Annotated in this window: 18 protein-coding genes and 2 pseudogenes; 14 read left to right on the top strand and 6 right to left on the bottom strand. The window is 57.4% G+C overall.

Features of this window, described 5'->3' with window-relative positions:
* Window positions 1–79: 79 nt before the first annotated feature.
* The 3 genes from M3I56_RS34585 to M3I56_RS34575 are packed head-to-tail and all read left to right on the top strand — an operon-like array spanning window position 80 to window position 2,438.
* The gene (locus M3I56_RS34585; RefSeq protein WP_254357830.1) at window positions 80–976 is read left to right on the top strand and encodes an SDR family NAD(P)-dependent oxidoreductase; all 897 of its coding nucleotides are present in this window, start codon (window positions 80–82) and stop codon (window positions 974–976) included.
* Window positions 973–1,731 (top strand): SDR family NAD(P)-dependent oxidoreductase, encoded by a 759-nt coding sequence (locus M3I56_RS34580; protein ID WP_254357829.1) that lies wholly within the window; start codon window positions 973–975, stop codon window positions 1,729–1,731. The genes M3I56_RS34585 and M3I56_RS34580 overlap by 4 nt, the downstream gene beginning before the upstream one ends.
* Window positions 1,732–1,760: 29 nt before the next feature.
* The gene (locus M3I56_RS34575; protein WP_254357828.1) at window positions 1,761–2,438 is read left to right on the top strand and encodes a carboxymuconolactone decarboxylase family protein; all 678 of its coding nucleotides are present in this window, start codon (window positions 1,761–1,763) and stop codon (window positions 2,436–2,438) included.
* Window positions 2,439–2,576: 138 nt separating this feature from the next.
* Here M3I56_RS34575 and M3I56_RS34570 read toward each other — a convergent pair whose 3' ends face one another.
* The 5 genes from M3I56_RS34570 to M3I56_RS34550 are packed head-to-tail and all read right to left on the bottom strand — an operon-like array spanning window position 2,577 to window position 7,674.
* The gene (locus M3I56_RS34570) at window positions 2,577–3,425 is read right to left on the bottom strand and encodes a 3-hydroxybutyryl-CoA dehydrogenase (RefSeq protein WP_254357827.1); all 849 of its coding nucleotides are present in this window, start codon (window positions 3,423–3,425) and stop codon (window positions 2,577–2,579) included.
* Window positions 3,426–3,447: 22 nt separating this feature from the next.
* Window positions 3,448–4,632 (bottom strand): acetyl-CoA C-acyltransferase family protein, encoded by a 1,185-nt coding sequence (locus M3I56_RS34565; protein ID WP_254357826.1) that lies wholly within the window; start codon window positions 4,630–4,632, stop codon window positions 3,448–3,450.
* Between the two features lie 42 nt (window positions 4,633–4,674).
* Window positions 4,675–5,826, bottom strand: a complete 1,152-nt coding sequence (locus tag M3I56_RS34560; RefSeq protein WP_254357825.1) for a thiolase family protein — start codon at window positions 5,824–5,826, stop codon at window positions 4,675–4,677.
* Window positions 5,827–5,830: 4 nt separating this feature from the next.
* The gene (locus tag M3I56_RS34555) at window positions 5,831–6,283 is read right to left on the bottom strand and encodes a Zn-ribbon domain-containing OB-fold protein (RefSeq protein WP_254357824.1); all 453 of its coding nucleotides are present in this window, start codon (window positions 6,281–6,283) and stop codon (window positions 5,831–5,833) included.
* Between the two features lie 59 nt (window positions 6,284–6,342).
* A complete protein-coding gene (locus M3I56_RS34550) occupies window positions 6,343–7,674 on the bottom strand; it encodes an FAD-dependent oxidoreductase (protein ID WP_254357823.1) in 1,332 nt (443 codons plus the stop codon).
* Between the two features lie 438 nt (window positions 7,675–8,112).
* Here M3I56_RS34550 and M3I56_RS34545 point away from each other — a divergent pair, with 438 nt between their 5' ends.
* The 11 genes and pseudogenes from M3I56_RS34545 to M3I56_RS41450 all read left to right on the top strand — a co-directional run.
* Window positions 8,113–9,294, top strand: coding sequence for a porin (locus M3I56_RS34545; protein ID WP_254357822.1), 1,182 nt, complete (start codon window positions 8,113–8,115; stop codon window positions 9,292–9,294).
* A 190-nt stretch (window positions 9,295–9,484) separates the two neighbouring features.
* Window positions 9,485–10,291, top strand: a complete 807-nt coding sequence (locus M3I56_RS34540) for an enoyl-CoA hydratase/isomerase family protein (RefSeq protein ID WP_254357821.1) — start codon at window positions 9,485–9,487, stop codon at window positions 10,289–10,291.
* 17 nt (window positions 10,292–10,308) lie between these two features.
* Window positions 10,309–10,656 carry an EthD domain-containing protein gene (locus M3I56_RS34535; RefSeq protein ID WP_254357820.1) on the top strand — a complete coding sequence of 116 codons (348 nt, stop codon included), beginning with the start codon at window positions 10,309–10,311 and terminating at the stop codon, window positions 10,654–10,656.
* Complete coding sequence (locus tag M3I56_RS34530) at window positions 10,656–11,453, top strand: SDR family oxidoreductase (RefSeq protein WP_254357819.1); 798 nt, start codon at window positions 10,656–10,658, stop codon at window positions 11,451–11,453. The genes M3I56_RS34535 and M3I56_RS34530 overlap by 1 nt, the downstream gene beginning before the upstream one ends.
* Window positions 11,446–12,981, top strand: coding sequence for a class I adenylate-forming enzyme family protein (locus M3I56_RS34525; protein ID WP_254357818.1), 1,536 nt, complete (start codon window positions 11,446–11,448; stop codon window positions 12,979–12,981). Before M3I56_RS34530 ends, M3I56_RS34525 begins: the two co-directional genes overlap by 8 nt.
* Window positions 12,982–13,043: 62 nt before the next feature.
* Entirely contained in the window at window positions 13,044–13,652 is a 609-nt protein-coding gene (locus tag M3I56_RS34520; protein ID WP_254357817.1) for a TetR/AcrR family transcriptional regulator, read from the top strand.
* Between the two features lie 952 nt (window positions 13,653–14,604).
* Entirely contained in the window at window positions 14,605–18,117 is a 3,513-nt protein-coding gene (locus tag M3I56_RS34515) for a pyruvate carboxylase (protein ID WP_254357842.1), read from the top strand.
* 721 nt (window positions 18,118–18,838) lie between these two features.
* The gene (locus M3I56_RS34510; RefSeq protein ID WP_254357816.1) at window positions 18,839–19,459 is read left to right on the top strand and encodes a TetR/AcrR family transcriptional regulator; all 621 of its coding nucleotides are present in this window, start codon (window positions 18,839–18,841) and stop codon (window positions 19,457–19,459) included.
* Window positions 19,460–19,665: 206 nt separating this feature from the next.
* Window positions 19,666–19,935 (top strand): annotated as a pseudogene (locus M3I56_RS34505) (biotin/lipoyl-containing protein); the annotation flags it as partial.
* A gap of 74 nt (window positions 19,936–20,009) precedes the next feature.
* Window positions 20,010–20,396: an aspartate 1-decarboxylase gene (gene panD / locus M3I56_RS34500; protein WP_254357815.1), complete on the top strand. Its 387-nt coding sequence runs from the start codon at window positions 20,010–20,012 to the stop codon at window positions 20,394–20,396.
* Window positions 20,397–20,717: 321 nt separating this feature from the next.
* Window positions 20,718–21,323: pseudogene (locus M3I56_RS41450) on the top strand (FAD-dependent monooxygenase); the annotation flags it as partial.
* A 400-nt stretch (window positions 21,324–21,723) separates the two neighbouring features.
* Here the strand turns inward: M3I56_RS41450 and M3I56_RS34495 are convergent.
* On the bottom strand, window positions 21,724–22,062 hold the full coding sequence (locus M3I56_RS34495) for a DUF4148 domain-containing protein (protein WP_254357814.1): 339 nt from the start codon (window positions 22,060–22,062) through the stop codon (window positions 21,724–21,726).
* Window positions 22,063–24,179: the final 2,117 nt, after the last annotated feature.

Here is a 24,179-nt window from a genome sequence, read left to right as displayed (position 1 = left end):
GTGCGCCAAGCACCCTGATTCCAATAGTGCTCGGATTACTAACAGATGGCTGGGCACAGCTTGATATGTGGAGAATCAAATGCAATCCTTCGAAAGTCGAGTGGCAGTAGTTACCGGCGGCGGTTCGGGTATCGGTGAAGCACTCTCCTGGCGCTTTGCTAACGAAGGCGCGAAAGTTGTTGTCGCTGACGTCAACGAAGCAGAAGCTACGCGTGTCGCGCAAGCTCTGAAAGCCGCAGGGCACCAAGCTCTTGCAGTCCGCACCGATGTGACGAAGGGCGATCAAGTCGAAGCCTTGGCTAAGGCTGCTGTCGATACCTTCGGTTCAATCGATGTCCTGTGTGCTAACGCAGGTGTCGTTCCCTCTGGCCGCTATCGTCCGGTGTGGGAATACCCGGTCGAGGATTGGAAGTGGTCGTTCGACGTCAACATGATGGGCGTTGTCAACAGCATCCGTAGCTTTGTCCCGCGCATGCTCGAGCAGGGCACGGAAGGTCATATCGTCGTCACGGCTTCGATCGCTGGCATCGTCAGCGGCTCGGCGTCGGTTGCCTACGGCGCAGCCAAGCATGCGGCGCTGCGCATCACAGAAGGACTGTATGCCGGTCTGAGGGAGCGTGATTCGAAGATCGGCGTAACGGCCTTGATTCCCGGCCTCGTCAACACGAAGATCTATCAGTCGGAACGCAACCGTCCGCAAGAACTGCAACCGGAAGGCGGCGCTCTCGAAGAGACGCAGGAACTGAAAGACGTCGCAGACAAGATGTACAGCGGCGCCCTGTCGCCTGCGGAGGCCGCAGGCATTGTGGTCGATGCTATCCGCGCGAATCAACTGTACGCGATCACGACTACGGCGTTCGATGAAGCGATCAATGAGCGTCATGCGGCTATTCAGAATCGAGCAAATCCGCAGTTCGCTACGCTGCTGGAAATGACAAAGCGCGATATCCGCAGCGGGGAGATGAAAGCGCAATGAGCCGACTTGCTAATAAGGTTGCACTTATAACAGGTGCGGCTTCAGGTATTGGCTTTGCTACGGCGCAACGGTTCGCTGAAGAAGGGGCCGTTGTGGTGCTCGCTGACCGCAACGGACCATTGCTGGCCGAAGCGCTCGCCAAGATCGAGGAGATTCGACGCGAGTCCGGTAGTGCATGCTTTGACGTCACGTCAGAGCAAGAGTGGAAGGATCTCGCGACGACTCTGATGACTCGTTTCGGCAAGCTTGATGTCCTGATCAACAATGCAGGTTTCGGGCGCTTCCAATCGATTGCGAACCTCTCGTACGAAGACTGGAAAGCAACCGTTGCTGTGAACCTCGATAGCGTGTTCCTGGGCACGAAGTACATGATGCCTCTGCTCGCCAAGTCAGGCTCCGGTTCGATCGTTAATATGTCGTCCATGCGCGGTATCGCGGCAGGGCCTAACGCAAGCGCCTACTGCGCAGCTAAGGGCGGTGTCAGGATGCTGACCAAGGTCACGGCACTCGAATGTGCGGAGGCCGGCAATGGTGTTCGCTGCAACTCAGTGCATCCGGGTCACGTTGAGACGCCACTGACAGCAGCGGCATACGCAAAACCGGAACTTGCTAAAGAATTTCTAGCTCATACGCCTCTCGCTCGTTTCGGTAAGGCACGGGACATCGCGAATGCCTTCCTGTTCCTGGCAAGCGATGAGTCTAGCTACATGACGGGTTCTGAGTTGGTTGTCGATGGTGGTGTAACTTGCCAATAATCGCGGAGAACGAATTGGAAACGAAAAGCATGAGCCCGCTTCTGGACTCGAATGTACTGCGCAACATCGCTCCCTATACGCTCGCTGGCTATTCGCGGTGGCGTCAAATCGTCAACACGGACGGCGCTATTCCCGCGCGTATCAAGGCTCTTTATGTAGCAGTCGCTGCGAACACGAAGGGCTATCGTGAAATGGCCGAACGTGAACTTACGCGTGCGCACCAACTGGGCCTCACGTACGAGGAAGCCAGCTCGGCAGGTATCATTCTCAGCAGTTGCCGTGGCGAGGGTGCTGCATTGCGTTTCCTGGCTCTCCTGGACGCTGAGTACGAGGTTGTATCTGCCGCAGTGGCTATGCCGGTCATCGACGTCGAAGCGGGTCAAGTCGAACAGAACTTCCTCAACTACTTCGGCACCATGCCGCCGTCGCTGGGCAAGCTGATCGATCTGCTTCCCATAGGTAGCGAAGCCTACTACCTGATGCGCGAAGGCACGATCAACGGCACGCCGCTCGGCGCCAAGTATTCGGAACTGATGCTCGTCACCATCCTTGCCGCAGACTACAGCGACTGGACGAACGTTCACATGAAGGGTGCGAAAACTGCGGGTGCGACTGATACGGAAATCGCAGAGTCGCTAGTCTGCGCTGTTATGACCAGCGGCCTGTCGGCATGGGTAGTTGGCGCTACTCAGATGGACAAGATGTAAGTGCTACTCTCAAGCTCGCCGGTACGTGGAGCTTCTATCACAAATAAAAAGAGAAGTCTCGTCCTGAGCACGAAGTGAAAACGCCTACAGATGATGTAGGCGTTTGTGATTCTTGGTCAGACTTTGAGCGCCAGTCCCTTAATACTGATAGAAACCCTGGCCTGATTTGCGCCCCAGGTATCCTGCATCAACCATTTCCTGAAGCAACGGTGCCGGTCGATATTTAGAATCGTTGAAGCTCGCGTACAGAACTTCTTGCACCATCAGCAACGTGTCGAGGCCGATCAGGTCTGCGAGTGCGAGCGGGCCGATAGGGTGATTCGCTCCGAGCTTCATGCCCTTGTCGATATCTTCCGCTGAAGCCAGTCCTTCCTGGAGCGCGAAGATCGCTTCGTTGATCATCGGGACCAAGATACGGTTAACGGCGAAGCCAGGGCTGTTTTTAGCGACAATCGCCGTCTTGCCGATAGTCTCAACGAAGTCCTTCGCCACATCGAGGGTCGAGCCATCCGTCTGGAGGCCTGCGATCAGTTCGACAAGCGTCATGACCGGCACTGGGTTGAAGAAGTGAGTACCGATGAAACGGTTCGGATTTGAGACCTTAGACGCGAGCCTGGTAATTGAGATCGAACTCGTATTCGTAGCAATCACCGCCGTCGAGGCCACTGACTCGTCAATCGACTTGAGGATCTTCGCTTTGATGTCTGCGTTCTCGGTAGCAGCTTCAATGACAATCGAAGCACTCGAGAGGTCGGAATACGCCACCGTAGACTTGATACGGCCAAGAGTAGCGGACTTCTCTTCGGCGCTAATCTTTTCCTTCTGCACCAGACGGTCGAGGCTCCTGCCAATCGTAGACAGGCCGCGATGCAATGCTGCATCCGACACATCGAGCATAACGACGTTGAAGCCTGCCGCGGCTGCGACTTGGACAATGCCATTGCCCATGGTACCCGCGCCGACTACACCAATAATCTTGTTGCTCATGTTCAGCGCACCTTTATTTGGGTTAAACGCGTTCAAAGATAGCTGCAATGCCCTGCCCACCGCCGATACACATGGTGACAAGTGCGTAACGACCGCCAGTGCGCTGAAGCTCTGCGATAGCCTTGGTCGTAATGATCGCGCCAGTAGCACCTACCGGATGGCCTAGCGAGATACCCGAACCGTTCGGGTTAACGCGTGCGGGGTCGAAGCCCAGTTCACGAGTCACTGCGAGAGCTTGCGCGGCAAACGCCTCGTTAGCTTCGATGACATCTAGATCGTTAATCGACAGACCAGTACGAGACAGCACTCGCTGCGTTGCCAAGACCGGGCCGATACCCATGTACAGCGGCTCACAACCGCTATGAGCATAGCCCACGAGGCGAGCTATCGCGGTCAGGCCCAGAGAATTCGCAGCACGACCCTCGGCCAGAACGACAGCACCGGCGCCATCATTCAACCCTGAGGCGTTACCTGCCGTAACTGTGCCGCCATCTTTCTTGAACACGGGCTTCATTTGGGACAGCGACTCGACGGTGACTTCAGCCTTTACGTGCTCGTCGGTGTCAAAGGCTACAACGCCCTTACGCGTCTTAATCTCGACAGGGACGATCTGGTCCTTAAAGCGACCTTCACGAATAGCATTCAGTGCACGCCGTTGGCTATCGGCTGCGAGTTCGTCCTGTTGTTCGCGCGTAATGCCATAGCGCACGGCGATGTTCTCAGCGGTAATCCCCATATGCACCTTCTGCCACGGGTCATGGAGAATGCCGTTCATGTAATCGACCATACCCGTATCGCCCATGCGTTGACCCCAGCGAGCAGCCGGGACGATGTAAGGGCCGCGCGACATCGATTCAGCACCGCCGCCAACAGCGACTTCGCAGTCACCGAGAGCAATCGACTGAGCCGCGCTAATGATAGCTTGCAGACCTGAACCGCAAAGTCGATTCACGTTAAATGCCGGGGTGTCTTCTCGCATACCCGAATCGATAGCAACAACTCGCGACAGGTAGGCATCACGGGGAGCGGTCGGGACGACGTTGCCCATAACCACGTGACCGACAGCGGCAGCCGGCACGGAACCACGTTCCAGCGCCGCACGAACAGCAGTTGTGCCGAGCGTAGTGAGTTCAACGTCCTTGAGCGTGCCGCCAAAGGTTCCGATAGCGGTACGTGCCGCGCCGACTACAAAGATTTCACGTTCCATCTTCAATCCCGTTCTATTGCGTTAGCTGTTGAGCACCAGCGGTTACCCGCGTTCGAGAATCGTAACGCCGCTCACTCCGGGCGCGCCGTATACGTGCGTATAACCCAGTCGCGGGTTATTCGGCACCTGGCGCGCGCCTGCTTGACCGCGGAGTTGCAAACTGATTTCGATTACTTGACGCAAGCCGGAGGCACCGACAGGCTCGCCATTCGCCAGGCATCCACCATCAGTGTTGATAGGAAGACGGCCGTTGATTTCCGTAGCGCCTTCGCGGAGCAACCTTTCTTGCTCGCCGTGCTCGCAAAAACCATTCTCTGCCATGTGAATGATTTCCGATCCCGAATCAGTATCCTGCAATTGGATGACGTTGATATCTTCTGGCCCGACGCCCGCTTCCTCGAACGCCGCCTTGGAGGCTGTCACTGTCGGAGCTGACACCTGCTGCGCCATCAGTGCGGGGCTGAAGACTTCGAACGAGCCGTGATGACGGGTCCTGACTGCCGCCGAGCGGATGATCACGGGATTGGCCTGAAACTTCCTTGCGAGCTTGGCCGAGCAGAGGACGATAGCCGCACCGCCCTCCGCAGGATTGCAGAACATGAACTTGCGAAGAGGCAGGCTCACGGCGCTCGATTCAGCGACTTGCTCGTAATCGAGTTCTTGCCTACGCCATGCGTTCGGATTCAGTGCTCCATTGCGCGATGCACGTTGAGCAACCCGAACCAGGGCATCATCCGTAATGCCGTATTCGTGCATATAGCGACGCGTCTTCATTGCGAAGAACTGGGTAGTGAGCATCAAACCAGTTTCACCGTACCAGTCTTCGAGCCCCCAGTCTTTAGGCATCGGATTGAAAGCCCCACGCGGGTGCTTATCGAAACCAACGGCAACACCAATGTCAGCTGAACCCGAGCGGATCGCGGCAATGACGGCTGCGAGAGATGATCCACCCGTCGCACAACCATTAGCTACGTTGACGAAGGGCAGGCCGGTGAGACCGAGATCGTTAGCAAGCGCATCTGCGTTGCCCGCGTCCTGCGAACCGCCGTATGCGACTTGAACCTGATTCCACGTGATACCTGCGTCCTTAAGCGCTTCTCGCACAGCATGAGCGCCCTGTGCTCGACCCGATACACCATCGAAGCGCCCGAATCGGTGCATGCCCACACCAATGATCGCGACATCGTTACTCATTGCATTAAACTCCGTTGATATCAGATTCTGCTGGCGAGAACACAAACGTCACGAGGTTAGCGCCCTCAGGCGTTTTCCCATATGTTTTGATCGACATCATCATCGGCATACCGATTTTCAACTTATCGGCGTCGGCAACAGACAAACGGCTCTCGATCTTGATACCACTGGGCATTTCGATATAGCCAACACCATAGGGCTTGAAGTTGGCATCGGTCTCGCCGCTGTTGTAGGGGGGCTTGGGCAAGAAACTCTGAATCGTCCACGTCCACAAGGTTCCGTGCCGTCCAAAGTTAAATCGATCTAGATTCGTGCTGGTGCAGCGCGTACACCCAGACGCAGCGGGGAAATAGGTTTCGCCACAGTCAGCACACTGATTCCCTACCAGAGTCGCAATGCCATGCACATCGTGCTCAATTGATGTTGGGCAGGCTAGTACGAAATTGTCAGAATTCATGTTTAGGTCGTTCTCTTAGGTAGTTCGGGTAGTCTTCGCAACTGGATGAACTACTGTTCTCATTTCCAACCAGCTGTTTGAGCTGCCGTGATACCGAACGTTATAGCCATTGCAAGACCACCCGCGTAGCCGATACCGTATGCGCCACCGGCATCCGAACCCGCTGCGAGGAGGCCCAGAAGCACAGAGCCATCGTCCTTGAGCACGCGCGCATCGGTATCGATCATCAGACCGCCGAACGTAAATGTGATAGCTGAATACACTACGAGAGCGTAGTATTCACCATCCAGTGGGATAGCCGATTCACGTCGCGGGGGATTCAAGTTTTCCCAAGCATTGGTAGCGCCTTCCTGATATTCAGCAAGGCTCTTCACGAATTGCGCGCCGTCGAAGCCGTGAGCCGTCGCAAACTTCTCCAGTGCAGCGACGTCTGTCGTGTGCACGCCCTCACCGCCGTTCTCGATAGCGACCTTGTATTTATCCAGCGGGGGCGCAGAAAGCACAACGTGAGCCGTCGCGTACGTTTCCTGAATACGCTTGTCCCAGAGCAGGATAGCGCGTGCATTGGATTCGAAAACCGTGCGATACGTGTTCGTATGATCGCCCTCAGTTTCATCGCAGTAACGGAAGCCCTGTTCATTGAACAGCAGCGAGTGGTCGCTGTGGTATTGGCTAAGACCCGTGTAGTAGCGCTCTTGGCCCCAGTTCGGGCTCTTCGTCACCAGGTGGCCGTAGAAGCCCTTGTTGTCCTTGTTGAAGACGCCACCGGCCTCGATACCCAGACGGATACCATCACCCTGCGAAACTGGGTTGGAGCGCAGGAGAAGGTTGCGTGCATTTTCATGGATGTTTTGTGCGCGGAGTTCAGGTGAGCCCTGGTAACCACCCGTAGCAAGAATAGTGTTCGCAGCGATGACGTCTACAGTGCCATCGGCGCAAACAGTGCGTGCCCCGATGACTTTCCCTGCGTCGTCTTTGAGCAACGTTTCGGTCATTGTCTCGTATACGATATAGCCGCCCGCTTTTTCTACCATCTGAATGCAGTCGTCGAGATGGTGAATCAAATCGACTGCGTAGCCACGGCCATGCAGGACGTTCATGGCAGGATTGACCTGAATGCCACGTGAGCGTATCCAAGCGAGCGCCTGAGGATAGGTATCTAGCACGACATCGCCCAGCTTGGGATCGCCGCAGCCATACATCGACATCTTGGAAGCCGAAGTCGCAGTCCAGATAACGCCTCCGCTGAGCACAGCCGAGCCACCTCGCGTCGATGCTTTCTCAACTACGACGACGCGTGCGCCTCGCTCAGCTGCCCAACCAGCGGCAGACAGTCCTGCCATGCCAGAGCCGATGACCAAGAGGTCGCATTCCAATGTTTCGTGACCCACGCTGTCTCCTTCAGATCTATATAGATCCAGATTGAAATAACTGCTCGACACCTTCGCTCGAGATCGCATCTCATGGCGATCAATGGTACTCGACCGACTGGTCGGGCGTCAACTGTCGTCCGGGTACGCGCTAGGCACGGTTGTGTCTACAACAAGAGGTCTGGAACCCCATGCTCCATAGTTACCCTTGTTGACACCCGACCAGTCGGTCGAGTAGATTCGCCATACTGCTTGATTAACGTGGTAGCGGTGTAGTTGATGTACCTAATCAAAAAATAGAAAGACATTGATTAGAAGTACGGATCATCACGTAGGTGATCGTTCTCCTCTACGCCCGTCAATGAATCGCGCGTGAGCGCGACTGCAAACCCCGCACGTTTTACGTTTCTGGTTACCAGAAATGCCCACAAGTAGTTTGGAGATTTGGAGGCTATATACATGAAAAAAACGCTTCTCGCTTTGACAGTACTTGCTTCGTTTGATCAGGCAGCACACGCAGACTCTAGCGTGATAATGTACGGCGTCGTAGATGCCCCTCTTGAGTTCGTCACTAACCAGGCATCGGGCGCGCCCAGCCTGGGTGCAAACGGCCTTCCCGTTCCGAAGCCAGGCGGTAATCGTTGGTCCTTGAATTCGAGCGGTGGGCTGTCGAACTCGCGGTGGGGCTTCAAGGGCAACGAAGACCTCGGCGGCGGCCTGTCGGCATTCTTCCAGTTGGAGAACGGCTTCGGCCTGACCACCGGCCAGCTCCAGCAGGGCGGTCGTATGTTTGGCCGTATGGCCTTCGTCGGACTTAAGTCCGCTGACTGGGGCGCTATCTCGCTCGGTCGTCAGTACACAACGTTGCTCGAAGTGATGGCAACGCTCGGACCGATCAACCTGGCAACTATGTATGAGCCGGTCACGATAGAAACGGGTAGCAACTACCGTCAAGACAGTATGATTAAGTACGTCGGCAACTTCGGCAAGGTAATGGTCGAAGGTCACTACAGCTTTAGCGCGGCTCAAGTGACCTATAACGGCCTTCCAGTCGCTAACGGCGGCAACGGTCAGATCCCCGGCGCCTTCCACGACAACACGGCATGGGGTATCGGCGCTACCTATACGGACGGCCCGATGTTGTTGGCGTTCGGCGTTGACCAAATCTTCCCATCAATGGCGACTACGGGTACCGGCGATAACTGGACGGGTACCAAGATTGCTGTTGGCGGTAGCTATATGGTCACCAGCGACCTGAAACTCATGGGTGGTTACAGCTATGGGCGTACGACAGACCAGAACGGCATTGTTGTTTATCGGGGCGACTACTTCTGGGCTGGTGCTCAGTACAATTTCACGCCCCTCATCAGGAGCGGTCTCGGCGTCTACTACGATCGTCTGTCAACGATGAAGACGAGCGGTACCGCAGCTGATGGTCGTATCGGCAACCCGTGGCAAATCAGCTTCTTCACTAGCTACTTCCTGTCAAAGCGCACAGACGTGTACCTCGTCACGTCATATGCACGTAACGCAGCTGAAGACATGGACAGCACGGCTAACAGCAACATCGATGCTTACTACCTCACGCAGGGCGCGAAGGACCAGCTTGGCGTGACTATTGGCATTCGTCACCGCTTCTAATCTGGAAGCTCCCCGCAGGATCGTATTCGCTGTTTGCAAGGACTAAGTATTGACTTGACATTGTGAGTGGCGGTGGTAAATTAGTGACTCGACCGCATGGTCGGTCGAGTACTCAGATACAGCTCTACTTCCTTTCGGGAGAAGCTAGCATCCGACACTGCACTGTTATGACTATCACACAGGAACTGACATGAGCGAAGTGAACCAAGAGAAGGACGTGATCCAGTACGAAGTTGCTGACAACGGCATCGCCACGATTTGGCTGAATCGCCCGCACGTTCGCAACTGCGTAAGCCCGCAACTTCTGAAGGATCTCGAAGCTGCCGTTGATCGCGCAGCGGAAGATAACAACGTTCTCGCCGTCGTGTTCCGTGGTCGTGAAAACACGTTCTGCGCAGGTGCTGACCTCGGCAGGCTCGTCGGCCCGGTGCTGCAAGAAACGTCCACGTCGCTGCAACTCGCAATCGACTCGGCACGCACGTACGACAAGATCTTCAACATGAAGAAGCCGACCATCGCAGCTGTTGACGGTTACGCCGTCGCCGGTGGCTTCGAACTCATGATCTCGTGCGACTTTGCACTCGCAACGGAAGAAGCCAAGGTTGGTGACTTCCATATCCGCCGTGCGCTCTTCGGCGGTGCAGGCCCGATCTATCGTCTTCCGCGCATGATCGGTACGCGCAAGTCGAAGGAATTGATGCTCACGGGCAAGCTGCTGACGGGCAAGGAATGCGTAGAATGGGGCCTGATGAGCGCATGCGCACCGCGCGCTGAGTTTGACCAGCTGATCCAGGACTTCTGCGCACCGCTGATCGACAAGTCGCCGTTCTGTATGTGGATGACGAAGATGGCTGTCAACCGTGGCCTCGACGCAGACACGAACAGCCTGATTACGCTCGAAACGATGACGTGTAACGTCGTCCACCATTCGGAAGATGCTAAGGAAGGCGTGCGCGCGTTCCTGGAAAAGCGTCAACCGAAGTGGATCGGTAAGTAAGTAGACGGAGAACGATAGTGACTGTAAGCCTTGTGATTTTGGCCTCTCGCCCGCCGGAGTGGACTGCCGAGCAGTTCACCGCTTGGTGGCGGGGTGAGCATGCTGCGTATGGCCGGAAATTGCCGGGCTTGCAGGCATATCGCCATGGGGTGATTGTGCACGACTACGATCACCCTGAAGGACCCGCATACGACGGTCACGCGGTTCTGACGTTTCCGGATCGCGCAACTCTCGATGCAGCATTTCTGTCGCAGGAATGGAAAGATGCTGTTGCTCACGTGGGCCGGATGAAGGGCAAGCGTATTGCTCTGATTACTGAAGAAGCGGATATGTATGCTCTCCATGCGCCTAAGGAGGGCAACTAATGTCCACGCTTGAAAAAGGTTTCGTCGCTCGAAGTTTTCGCCTCGATGGTCGCGTTGCTCTCATTAATGGCGGTCGCGGTGACATGGCCGTCGCAATGGGTGCAGCACTCGCTGACCTCGGCTGTAGCGTAGCCTTCATGTCTCGCAAAGTAGAAGAATGCGAGGCCGTGGCAAACGATATCGGACCACGCTTCGGTGTGCGGACTCTGGGCCTGCGCTGCGATGTCTCGAACGAAGCTGAAGTTGAGGTTGCCGTTGCCCGCGTTGTCGAAGAACTGGGTCAGATCGATATTCTGATCAACAACGCAGGCGCTTCGTGGTGGGGTCTGCCTGAAGACATTCCCCTCTCAGGCTGGCAGAAGGTGATGGACGTGAACGTGACGGGTACCTTCCTGGCCTGCCGCCATGTTGCCCGTCACATGATTGCCCGCGGCCAAGGGGGGGCGATCATCAACGTAGCATCCGTTGGCGCATATCTGTCCTACACGCCAGAGAAAGGACAAGTCGTTCCGTACACGACAAGTAAGGCTGCGATTGTTCATCTGACAAGCAATCTCGCTGCGCAATGGGCCTCGCACGGCATTCGTGTGAACGCAATTGCTCCCGGCTCAATCGAAACTGGAATGACGAAAACTGTTCCTGAGGATCAGAAAGCGAAACTGCTCAATGATATCCTCTTGCATCGGTTCGGAAAACCCATCGAACTTACGGGTACGGTCGCTCTACTGGCGTCTGACGCTGGCGGATTTATTACCGGGCAAACATATATCGTAGACGGGGGGCAGACGATTGCTTAACAACCGAATTACCGAATATTCAGCCGAAGGGCTAGTCTGGACTGACGCCTCGCTTTGGCAGCAGTTCGATGCTCTGCACGAAGCAGACGCACAGGCACTCGCCGTCGTAGACGGCACAGGTCGCGAATGGAGTCGCTCAGAACTCCACGGGCTCGCGACTCTGATCGCTAAAGAGCTGGGCGCCAGCGGTGTCGGTACTCACGACCGCGTGATGGTCGAAGGCCGCAAGACTGCGAATACACTCGCTGCAGCGCTCGCGATCTCCAGCGTTGGTGCCGTTGCCTGTCCCTACACGCCGGATCTCGGCAAATCAGAGCGCAGTGTCATCGAGCAGCGTCTCGGTCACGTAGCGCTTATCGGTTCGTCAGAAGTCGACGCAAAGACTATCCCCGGCGTCGAAGGCCTCTACCTCACTCTGTGCGAACGTCAAGATCGCACGTGGGACGAAGCCGACAAGAAGGCGGCGCTTATAGCCTTCACTTCCGGTACGACGGGTATCCCCAAGGGTGTGATGCACTCCGTGTACGGGATGAATTATGCTACGCGTGCCTGTGCCAGGATTGCCGCTCTCGAACCCGGTGATGCGATTATCGGCGTAGTGCCCCTCGGAAGCGCACCCGGATTCACGTTCACGCTGCACTTCAGCCTGTCGCTGGGCCATCCGCTGATCATCGTTGATCCGTGGGAGCCTCGCCGTGCGTTGGAGCTCATGGACGCGCATAACTGCCGGTGGGGTATGTGTGTTCCGACTCACCTGCATACGATGGTCGAGTGTGCTCGTTCTGGCCAGTGGTCGAAGCGTAGCCCGCTGAAAGCTCTCGCAGTCGGCGGATCGGCTATGACCTCGCAACTGATTGCAGACGCTGACGAGCTGCTTGGCATTCCGGTACTGCGTATGTACGGCATGTCTGAGTGCATGGGTCATTGCAGCGCCCTGCCAACGGACTCACTGGAAGTACGTCAGAACTCGGACGGCAAGCCCTTCCCGGGCACTCAGGATCAAGCACTTGACGCTCAATTCAACCCTTTGCCCGCAGGTGAGCGCGGTCAAGCAGGTGTCAAGGGGCCGTCGCTGTTCCTCAAGTACGCAGAAGGACTGGGCAGTCAGGAGTACCGACTGACAGCAAACGGTTATTTCCTCACCGGCGATGAAATCGTTGTCGGTCAGAATGGCTATATCAAGGTTGTTGGCCGCTTGAAGGACCAGATCATTCGTGGTGGTTACAACGTTGACCCCGCTGAAGTCGAAGCCGCTGTACTCAAGCACCCTGCCATCGAAGACACGGTTGTCGTCGGGGTGCCGCACCCGAAACTCGGTGAACAAGCTTGCGCTATCTGTGTCATCCGGCCGGGTTTCCCAACCTTGCAACTGTCGGATTTGACAGCTCATTTGGAAGCTATTGGGCTGACGAAGAAGAAGTGGCCTGAGCATCTTGTGATTATTGACAGAATGCTTGTCACCACCACCGGCAAGGTCGACAAGAAGACCTTGCAGAAGAACGCTATTGCCCTGCTGACCGCAGGCTAATTCGAGCGGGTAGTTGTTGTGCATTACGAGTGCACTGGATAACAAACGGGAAAGCTAAGGAAATGATGGGTAAAGCTAAGACAACAATGACACCTGAGCACAGTGAGAAAAGACTGAAGATCTTTGATCACTGTGCTGACCTGTTTGACAAGGTCGGCTACTACAAGATGACTATGCAAATGTTGGCCGACGAAGCTGGCATGGGCAAGCCTACGCTTTACCATTACTTCCCTAGTAAAGCTGCGATTCTCTTTGAAATGCACCAGACGCACATGGAGCTTCTGACAGAGGATATCGAGGATACGAGCCATGGGTGTACGGATGCAGCATCATTGCTGATTAGAGCCTGTACCTCGACCTTGCGTCAAATTGCTGAGCATCCTGGATATGTGCGAGCGTTCATGGACCACTATGGTGATCTGCAAGATGAACACCGCGGGCAGATTCGCAAACTACGCGACAAGTACCTTAAGCGTATTCGCAAGATTATCACTGACGGTATGTCTTCTGGTGCCTTCCGTGACAATGATCCTGATATCACCGTCTTTACTTTCCTGGGGATTTGCAACTGGGCCTACAAGTGGTACCCGCGTATGGCCTCAGAGTGTCCGCCTCCCGAGATGGCCGAAAAACTCTGCCGAGTCATCCTCGATGGTCTGGTAGCCAGGTAAGGTTTCAATCAAAGCCCTGCGACGTAAAAGTCTGCGGGGCTTTTTTAGGTGTATCTGAGTGACGACACATCATTCGCGTTAGACAACATAGCGTGATTGCCCTCGTGCGAGCCCGAGAAGGCCGCACGGCATAGCTCGATATCGGCCGGAGCATGCCAGGGCGGGATGTTCTCCAATGACCGCCTGCCATGGGGCCTACCCAATTTATCAGGGTCCCAGTCTGGATGGGGTAGTGGACGGGCCACCCGGTCCGCTCCATTTGACGGTGAAGCTGCGACGGAACTTCTCCCGCGCCTTGTCCATAGAAAACAGGATGCGCGAGGCCACAATGTCCGTGAACAGCGTCGGGTCCTGACAGCGCGGCGCGAATCGCGAGCTGCACGCCGCGTTCATCTTTCAGAGTTGAAACGCATGGTTTCAGATTTGAATTCATCCTTAGTGTGTCCGAGCGACTGGATGGCAGGAGTTCGAGGCTTTCCACGCCAAACATGACATGGCGCGCTTCTTGCGTGCACGCCCCCCCGCACACGACGCGAAATATTGTTCGAACGCTCGCCGCCCGTCCTTGAACGGAGCGAGGCCAGCGCGGAACCTTCAGTGAGGAGACAAATGTGAACGACATCGAGGAATCAAGGCGATTAGTGCACGCGAACCGTGCCACGGACCTGCCGGCCCACGAGAACAGTCCAGGAAGCGAAAGTCGCCACGCCGGCACGTGCCAATCCTCGAGCTGGGCGTGGTCAACCTCGCATGACCAGTATGACTGGATGGACTTGCACACGCTCTCCGGCGAGTTAGACCAGTTCTGAGCGCATCGCACAGCGCACAACAAACGCAGTTGTTCAGCGCGTTGGCGACCGCAGTCACTTCCATCGACATCCTTTGATATGTAGCCCGACCCGTTACGTATCGCCATAACCTCGCTCGGCCGGCCTGGCGCGAGCCGCATATGATGACCTACGCACCTATCAAGTCCCTGCTGATTGCCAACCGTTCCGAGATCGCAATCCGTGTGATGCGCGCCGCCGCGGAGATGGACATTCGCACGGTCGCCATCTACTCGAAGGAGGACCGTCTCGCACTGCACCGCTTCAAGTCCGACGAAAGCTACCTGGTTGGCGAGGGTAGGAAGCCGCTTGCAGCGTACCTCGACATCGACGACGTCCTCCGTATCGCAAGACAGGCGAAGGTCGACGCGATCCATCCCGGCTATGGCTTTCTCTCCGAGAATCCGGATTTCGCCCAGGCGGTGATCGACGCTGGCATGCGCTGGATCGGCCCGACGCCCGAGGTGATGCGCATGCTCGGCAACAAGGTCGCTGCGCGCAACGCCGCGATCGCTGCGGGCGTGCCGGTGATGCCAGCTTCCGATCCCTTGCCGCACGAACCGGAGCTATGCAAGCGCCTCGCCGCGCAAATCGGCTACCCGTTGATGCTTAAGGCAAGCTGGGGCGGTGGAGGTCGCGGCATGCGCGTGCTCGAAAGCGAACAGGATCTCGAAACGTCGATTGCCGCGGCGCGCCGCGAAGCGCTCGCGGCATTCGGCAATGACGAAGTCTATGTCGAGAAGCTCGTGCGCAACGCGCGCCACGTCGAGGTGCAGGTGCTCGGCGATGCGCACGGCAACCTCGTGCATCTGCACGAACGCGACTGCACGGTGCAGCGGCGCAACCAGAAAGTCGTCGAGCGCGCGCCTGCACCGTACCTTGATTCCGCCGGCCGTGCCGAGCTTTGTGAAGCGGCGCTGCGCCTGATGCGTGCGGTCGGCTACACGCATGCGGGCACGGTGGAATTCCTCATGGACGCCGACACCAGCCAGTTCTACTTCATCGAGGTGAATCCGCGCATACAGGTCGAGCATACGGTGACGGAAATGATCACCGGCGTCGATATCGTCAAGGCGCAGATTCGCATCACGGAAGGCGGGCGCATTGGCCTCATCGAAGATCGCGTGCAAGAAACCGGTGCCGCGGTCGAACGCGCGGCAGGTGTGCCTGCACAGGCCGAAATTGCGCTGAATGGCCATGCGCTGCAATGCCGGATCACGACCGAGGACCCCGACAATGGCTTCCTGCCTGACTACGGGCGCCTGTCTGCGTACCGCAGCGCCTCGGGCTTCGGTGTGCGGCTCGACGCGGGAACAGCCTACGGTGGCGCGGAAATTACCCCGTACTACGATTCATTGCTGGTCAAGGTGACCACGTGGGCGCCGACCGCTCCCGAATCGATTCGACGTATGGATCGTGCGCTGCGCGAGTTCCGCATTCGCGGCGTCGCGTCGAACCTGCAGTTCCTCGAGAACGTCATCAACCATCCGGCCTTCGGGCGAGGAGAGGTGACGACGCGCTTCATCGACCGAACCCCCGAGTTGCTGGCCTTCGCGAAACGGCGTGACCGCGCCACCAAGTTGCTGCGCTATCTCGGCGAGACCAGTGTGAACGGTCATCCGGAGATGGCGGGGCGCTCCCTGCCTGCGCTGCCGCTGTCGAAGCCGGTTCTGCCTGGTGTGGACACGGGCGGCCCTGTGCCAACGGGCACGCGAGACCGCCTGCGCGAACTCGGCGCGGACCGATTCGCGAAGTGGATGCTGGACCAGAAGCAGGTGCTGCTGACCGACACCACGATGCGCGACGCACACCAGTCGCTGTTCGCCACGCGCATGCGCACCGCCGACATGCTGCCGATCGCGCCGTTCTACGCACGTGAGCTTCCGCAGCTGTTCTCGATGGAGTGCTGGGGCGGCGCGACATTCGATGTGGCGCTGCGCTTCCTCAAGGAGGACCCGTGGCAACGCCTCGCGCAATTGCGCGAACGGGTGCCCAACATTCTCTTCCAGATGCTGCTGCGCGGGTCGAACGCCGTCGGCTATACGAACTACGCAGACAATGTCGTGCGCTTCTTCGTGCAGCAGGCGGCGAGCGCGGGCGTGGACGTGTTCCGAGTGTTCGATTCGCTGAACTGGGTGCGCAACATGCGCGTCGCCATCGACGCGGTGCGCGAAAGCGGCGGCCTTTGCGAAGGCGCGATCTGCTATACGGGCGACCTGTTCGACCCTGCACGCTCGAAGTATGACCTGAAATACTACGTGCGGATCGCACGCGAACTCCAGCAGGCCGGGGTGCACATTCTCGGCATCAAGGACATGGCGGGCATCTGCCGTCCGCAGGCGGCCGCGGCGCTCGTGAAGGCGCTCAAGGAAGAGACCGGCTTGCCGGTGCACTTCCATACGCACGATACAAGCGGCATTTCGGCGGCTTCGGCGCTCGCCGCGATCCATGCGGGCTGCGATGCGGTCGATGGCGCGCTCGATGCCATGAGCGGCCTGACCTCCCAGCCGAACCTCTCGAGCATCGCGGCCGCGCTGGCCGGAAGCGAGCGCGATCCGGGTCTCAGCCTCGAGCGGCTGCATGAGGCATCGACGTACTGGGAAGGGGTGCGTCGCTACTACGCGCCGTTCGAATCGGACATCCGCGCCGGCACCGCCGACGTCTACCGTCACGAGATGCCAGGCGGGCAGTACACGAACCTGCGCGAACAGGCGCGCTCACTGGGCATCGAGCACCGCTGGACCGAGGTGTCGTGTGCATACGCGGATGTCAACAAGATGTTCGGCGATATCGTCAAGGTGACGCCGACCTCCAAGGTCGTGGGGGATATGGCGCTCATGATGGTGGCAAATGACCTGAGCGCTGCCGACGTGTGCGACCCGGCGAAGGACGTCACATTTCCGGGGTCGGTCGTGTCGCTCTTCAAGGGTGAACTCGGCTTCCCGCCCGACGGCTTCCCCGCGGACCTGTCGCGCAAGGTCCTGCGCAGCGAGCCGCCCGCGCCCTATCGTCCGGGCGACCAGCTTCCCCCGGTCGATCTGGCAGCCGCCCGCGTGAAGGGTGAGGCCGCCTGCGAACATCCGCTCGACGACCGGCAGCTGGCTTCGTACCTGATGTACCCAAAGCAGACGGCTGACTTTCACGCGCACCTGCGTGCATACAGCGATACGTCGGTATTGCCCACACCTGCATTCCTTTACGGCCTGCAACAGCAGGAAGAGGTCGCTGTCGATATTGACGCCGGCAAGACACTGCTCATCTCGCTCCAGGGTCAGCACGCCGACGGTAACGAGGGCATGGTGAAGGTCCAGTTCGAACTGAATGGCCAATCGCGCACGGCCGCTGTCGAGCAGCGTAGCGCAGCGCAGGCATCGGCGGTGCGCAAGGGCAGGGCAGTGGCCGATCCGGAAAATCCGCTGCATGTCGCAGCGCCCATGCCGGGCTCGGTGGTGGCCGTCGCGGTTCAACCCGCACAGCGCGTGCCAGCGGGCAGCACGCTGATTGCACTCGAGGCGATGAAGATGGAGACGCATATCGCGGCCGACCGCGATTGCATGATCGCCGCCGTGCATGTACAGGCAGGCGATCGCGTTGCGGCGAAGGATCTGCTCATCGAGCTGCAAGTGGCGAGCGACTGAGTGGTGGATTTCCGTTGGGTGTGCCGCGAATACTTGCGTGCATACCTAACGGAAATCAGTGCTGGAGAAGGGGGGAGTTATTGTGTGAGCGGATCTTCGCTCGTGTCTACATCTGTTCAATGTGGTAATTTAACATAAAATCGATTCTTATGTAAGTAAATCATCCATAAACAAATCCGGCCGTTAGAATAGGTTACGTCTTGAGGGCCGACGATGAGTACCTCCGTCGGCCGCGGCGCCATGCATCCTGATGCCAAAGACGCCTTGAAAACCGTGGTCTGCGTCACGCGATTTTTCTGCGTGCCTTCATTTATCTAAATCAGCTCGCAGTGCCGCGATCCGGGAGAACGTTGTTCAAGCAAGGCCCGGAGACCGCGCCAAAGCGCAGGCTCGATGTCGTGAGGGGTGTGGCCCCCATGCTAAAATCGCAATACGCGAAACGATGCCCCTTGTAAGCAAGGCCGAATGTGGATAGTTCCGCTAATACGGACCAGGTGCATGATTAGCCCGACTATCAACCTGGCTGTCGAATGAACTGAATTGCGCGAAGCTTTGCCGCAGGCGTTCCACATCCAGCGGTCATCATCGGGCTCAGTGTCGCTCCGAATTCACAACACGTGCGGAGAGGATTCAGCTGTTGCCCGAATAGCTTGAATGCCTTTATGCGTGCAAGCAGGACGTCGATTTCAAGAAAGCTGGTGGTAACAGAAAAGGGTAATCAATGGAAACGGGAAGAAAAGCAAAGACGCAGGTCATCACCACCGCCCACGGTGAAAGACGGCTGGAGATCATCCTGCATTGTGCCGACTTATTCGATAAAGTTGGCTACCATAAAATGACGATGCAAATGCTGGCAGACGAAGCCGGACTCGGAAAGCCAACCCTTTATCACTATTTCCCAAGCAAAGCCGACATTCTCTTCGAGATGCATCAGATCCATATGGACACTTTGCTGGATGACTTGGATGCGGATGCCGATATCTGTTCTGATCCTGCCGAACTGCTTGTCAAGGCTTGCGCGTCCGCTCTTCGCCAAATCGCGGAGCATCCTGGATATGTACGCGCCTTCATGGACCACTACGGCGATCTGGAAGATGAGCACCGGAAGCAGATTCGCAAGCGGCGGGAGGAGTATTTCCAGCGGATCCGAAAGATCATCACAGACGGCATTTCCGCAGGGAGACTTCGAAAATTCGATCCGGACGTCACGGTTTTCGCTTTCCTGGGAATATGCAATTGGGCCTATAAATGGTATCCGCATATGGCAGCAGAATCGCCGCCGGCCGTTATGGCGAAAAAGCTGTGTCAGGTGATACTGGACGGGATCAAGCGTCAAAAATAATGATATACATCGCAGCCGCCGTTAAGTAGATAAAGGCTAGCCAAACGCTCAGTGGGAGCCGACCAGATGGCCGCCATCCACCAGCGAAGCTGGCGGTTGCGTCGCGCTAACGATGCAGGAGCATTATGCAGGCGAACATTTCCCGGAAGTGAAGCATGAGTAAGGGGGCTGCGAGAAAATCCACAGCATGTGGGCGTAGCGCTCTGGCATCGGCGATGCGCAAGGGCCGCGCGGTGGCCAATCCGGAAGACCTGCTGCATGTCGCTGCGCCGATGCCAGGCTCGGTGATGGCGGTAGCAGTTCAACCTGGGCAACGCGTGGCCGCAGGCAGCACGTTAGTTGCACTCGAGGCAATGAAGATGGAGACGCATATCGCGGCTGACCGTGATTGCGTGATCGCCGCCGTGCATGGACAGGCAGGCAATCGTCTTGCCGCGAAGGATCTGCTTATCGAACTGCAGAAATCAAGCGGTTGAGGAGGCACTGCCCGCGTTATTGGTCATGAGAGTGAGGTAGTCCCAACACTCAATAATTAAGAGAGGAAGATTACATGCAACGCAATATGCTGAAGTCAAAGATTCACCGCGTTGTTGTCACCCACTGCGAACTTCACTACGAAGGATCTTGCGCGATTGATGAAGATCTGTTGGACGCGGCGGGGCTTGTCGAAAATGAACGTATCGATGTCTGGAATATCAATAACGGTGAGCGTTTTTCCACATATGCCATCAAAGGAGAGCGGGGAAGCGGCATGATTTCGCTCAATGGCTCAGCCGCTAGACGGGCACAACTCGGCGATCTTGTAATCATCGCAGCGTTTGCGATGGTGGACGAGAACGAACGCGCGGCGGGTTGGCACCCAAAGCTTGTATTCGTCGATGAGAAAAATAAAATGAAGGGTAGTCGCGATCATGTACCGACTCAGAGTTGGTACTGAAAATCGGATCACTTGAAGTGACGCTTGCCTTGAATGGCGCCGCGTGCAGTGTAACGCCACAGTTTCGATGTGAACATGTGACTCGTGGCCGCGTGAATCTTGAGATCCGAATTTTTCGGGCTGGCGGCGCGTCACGAATTACCAGCGATCAGTGGGAGCATCCGACGGCCGAACCTCGATCGCGGCTCCCCCACAGTGAGACCGGATGTAGACCTGCGGCCCATTCCATTCGTCAAAACCTCGAGCAGCTAGCGCAAACGGGAGCGCTCATAAACATAGATCAATTAATCGAATTTTAGTTTCCATTCCTATTTTTTAAGCGTAACGAGGCACGTGGTCTGTCGTGCTGTGGTCGACGTCGACAACGTGCCCGCCGATCTGCAGATCAACGCGCCTGTTGTATGAGCCGGGCAGCATTGCCGTCTTGTGCACTACCCGCTGCGCGGCGGGCGGCAGTACAAGCTCGTCGAACAGGAAGACGGGGCGTACGCGATGGTAGGAAGGAGGACGTGCACTCGAACTGCGCGGGGGCATCCCAAGCCACGCCAGATACTCGACCGTCCGACGTCGTGGCGCAGCTGAGCGACCGCCGATCTCGACACCGTCGAGCGCTGGACGTCGGCCGTGCAACGCTGCTCGGCGATGCAGCGCATCCGATGACGCAAAAATCTCGCGCAGGGCTTATGCCAGGCGCTCAAAGACGCTGTGGGGCGCGGCTCCGCATATGAGGCCGCGGATGGTAATTTCAAACGGGCCTTTGCGATCTATGAGAAAGCACGCTCCGCGCACTGCCCGCGAGCTGTACTCGGCGCGGGAGATGGGGCGTATTTAACAGACGTGGGCGTAGAGCGCCTCGTGCGCAACTCGCTGTGGGTCGTGCGCTCACAGGAGCAATTGCACGACACCATGGAATGGCTCTACGGCTGACGCAAGGAGCAGTGGTTGCAAGGCGCGGTGTAAGCTGCACAGCGAAGCGGGGTGCCGGGACGGTCGGATTGCCATGCTAACGTCCCAAGCGCACGCTGTCATCGCCAGGGTATTGATTGACGTCACCGCGTTTGGCGGCTCCAGGAGAGCGCGGTGCATGAAGCATTGACGCCACGCGAGTCGCTATTTCAGGAGGCGGCTGCGGCGATGCGACTGATGAAGCTTCTAGCATGTCCGTCGCGAGCGTTGTTGAGCGGTGTGCGATGTACGTGGCGAGATCAGCAGCATTAAATAGCGCTACGAAGCGACAGGGACTCTGTGGAGGGCAGAGGCATTCGGGCTCGCAGGGAGGCTGGCCCGAATGCGGGGATCTTATGTGAAAGACTGAAGCGAGCGCGCGTTACTTGGTGGCGCCTGCGGTCGCGTTTGCTTTCTTCTGCGCGTCCTGCAGGTTCTGCGGGTAGTTCGGGTCGGTCTGCGCCGGCTTGTAGCCGGCATCTTCCAGCTTCTTGAGTTCAGCGGCGTTCTTTGCGCGGGCTTCCTTGCGCTCTGCCTTGCGCTGCGCTTTGGCCTGCGCCTTGGCCTGTTTCTTCTGCTCCTTGGTGAGCGGTTGCGAGGCCGCAGCCTGGGCGGCGGCCGGTGCGCTGGCCTCCGTTTGTGCGAGCGCAGGCACGGCGGCGCCAATCAGGAGTGCGGCGGTAGCCGCGGCGAAAGTCAGCTTGCTGATGGTGGAGCGCATTGATTCCTCTGTCATTGATTTGAACGGCCAACCCAAGCCATGGAGGTCGAGCGCAAGCCGTTGCGTTGCGTGCGGTGTGCACTACGCTCAATGTATACGATCTACGCTACAGACGGTAGCAAGCGTTGCCCCCTGGCGCGCGTCGAGGCGCGACCCCGCCTTCCGCGCCTTCAACAGGCCCGGCTCCAAGCTTTGAAACGGAAGTAGCAATGATGCGGTCTGTCCAGCTGCCGAAAGTATTGAATGCGCGCGCAACCTTATCGCCAACACGCGGTGCCGTGCTTGATCGTTTGCATCGACACTCCGGGTGCACATTCCAGTTCGAGCGGGAGCGCCTTGATGGCACTCGAGGAATCATCTAATCATCCGATCATCCAAAATTCCCGGCGTGACAAAACAGCACGGTTATGCCATTGCGATTTTAATCGCGCGTCATGATGGTCGCACGCCACTGCTACAACAACGCCCTTGGTTGCTGGCGATCCAGTGCCTGCACTTCGCTACTTTCATCACTGCAGCGCCAGCGTACGCTCGGGGTGATGTACAGGCCCACGAAATACCCGAAGAGAGTGATCATCGGGAAGATTTGCGCTTGCGCGAAACAGGTATGGTTGCCTCACGGTAACCACCGGGCCAGCACGGCCATGGTCCCCTGGCCGAGAGGATCTGCACGCGCTCGGCCACATGCAAAGCTACATGCAAAGCTACATGAATCTTCTCACTGAGCTTAGCGACATGGTAGCGGAGCGGACGGTGTCGGGGGATGGCGTGGTAGATTTGCTTGGGCACCACGAAGTGCGTCTCGAAGGATTTGTTGACTTGTACTTCCTTCAGTTCGGAGTCCAATCATAAATATGGATGTGAACGTTGCGCACGCAATAATTATCTGGGTCGCGCCGGGCTTTCGACTACGCGCGCCACCATCCACCGCGCGTGTGATCTCCATCGCGCGCTTGATTGCCTTCCTGCCCCATTCTAATTTTGCTCGGTGTTGTCAGTGCGAGGAGCGCTTGGCGTTCACGACTGCGCCGTAGCGCTTCCCGCGCGTACGTTAATGATGATCCTCATAAAGCTACGGCTTCTTTTGCGCCCTTGTTCTGTTAGCTTTGCTCAACCGCTCGACCAGTGTCGTCTATAAGGCATGAGGGCTAGCGATTCGATTATCGTTGCACTGCGCTAGACGAAGAAGCGGCTGTCATGGCGGCGTTCGCCGCCGCAGTGGCAATCTAGGTGGCCACGGGTGAAGCGCGTCCTTGCCGCACTAGACTCGCGGATCCGTGGCTTAAGCCAGAGTGCCGGATGAACCGCTAGAGCTTCCCCGCCTTCCTATCGATACGCTTGCGGGCATCGTCCGCTTTTTTCTTGGCTTCCGATGAGTCGGCCGAGGACTCAAGCAAGAATTCGCGAAATACAGTCACAACTGCGGTAAGCGTCTTCCGGATCTTGCAGTTACCCACATCTTTGCCGCGAAACCTGGTAACGTGGGATACGTCATGTTCCATGCGTAAGCGAGATGGCCGGCAAGCGACAGCGCCGCCCCTTGTTCGTTGACGGATGGGGTTCGCGACTTCCTGCTACAAGTACCTATGCCACCGGCACATCATGGGTTTGACTGGCATCACGCGGGCGTTGATGTATGCGGTGAGCCAATGGTTGCGAGAGCGTCTTTGGCCAACGGTCAAGTTGAATTAGCGGTATTCACCCGGGGGGGCGAGCAGGGGGACTGCTCGCCCCCTCGCATGGCCATCGGCACTGCATTCTAGTCTTGCACGAGAGGCACTCACCGAAGTGCAATGCGGTTCACAGGTTGTCAGTCTCACGGGTAGAAAACGCGACTTAACATAAAAACAATTGTCGTCGGTTTTAGGTGTAGGTCCAAAGTTCAAATGTCGCGTTTCCGCTAAATAGATGGAATGGTCGCCTCCCGCCTTAATGGGCCGTCCAGCGCCGCAGTCTCGCGTCCTGAACATGCGACATTGCTGGTTCGGCAGTCCAGCCGCCAAGGAGAATCAGATGGAACCCACGACCATTGCCATCGACCTGGCCAAGCGCGTTTTCCAGATTCATTACGTCGAGACCGAGACCGGCGCAATCCGCAGCAAGGTACTCAAACGCGC

It is taken from the genome of Paraburkholderia sp. CNPSo 3281 (genome assembly GCF_024206515.1).
Classification (GTDB): Bacteria; Pseudomonadota; Gammaproteobacteria; order Burkholderiales; family Burkholderiaceae; genus Paraburkholderia; species Paraburkholderia nodosa.
The sequence above is the reverse complement of the archived record's forward strand: the minus strand, read 5'-3'. Positions and strand labels throughout refer to the sequence as shown.